The organism is Pseudoalteromonas sp. S558 (assembly GCF_005886635.1).
GTDB classification, from domain to species: domain Bacteria; phylum Pseudomonadota; class Gammaproteobacteria; order Enterobacterales; family Alteromonadaceae; genus Pseudoalteromonas; species Pseudoalteromonas aliena.
On the sequence record NZ_PNDU01000487.1, the window covers coordinates 1 to 427 of the forward strand.

The following is a 427-nucleotide window of genomic DNA, read 5'->3' on the forward strand; positions in this document are numbered from 1 at the left end:
AAGAAATTTATAGATGTGATATTACCTTTTTGCAAACAGCTATTAAAGGTCAGTTTATATAATTATATTTAGTTATGTATATTTATATACGAAAAATAGTTGGTTGGCTGGTTTATGACACACAGCTAAGTACACTGGCAGCTGATTTAATGGTAGATATTTGCAGACGAGAGCAGGTAAAGCCAGCGCAAGTCACATTGCACTCGGATAATGGCAGTCCAATGAAAGGGGCAACGTTATTAGCGACATTGCAGGAGTTAGGTATTGTTCCTTCATTTAGCCGACCGTCTGTGAGTAATGATAACCCTTATTCTGAATCGCTATTTAAGACGTTAAAGTATCGTCCAGAATACCCTGAGAAAGCCTTTGAAGATATCGCGAGCGCAAGCAAATGAGTTAACTAATTTGAATATTTGTACAACGAAGA

1 pseudogene is annotated in these 427 nt (G+C 37.0%); it reads left to right on the forward strand.

Going from position 1 to position 427, the window contains the following annotated elements:
- Positions 1 to 392, forward strand: a pseudogene (locus tag CWB66_RS21020) (transposase); the annotation flags it as partial.
- Positions 393 to 427 lie beyond the last annotated feature (35 nt).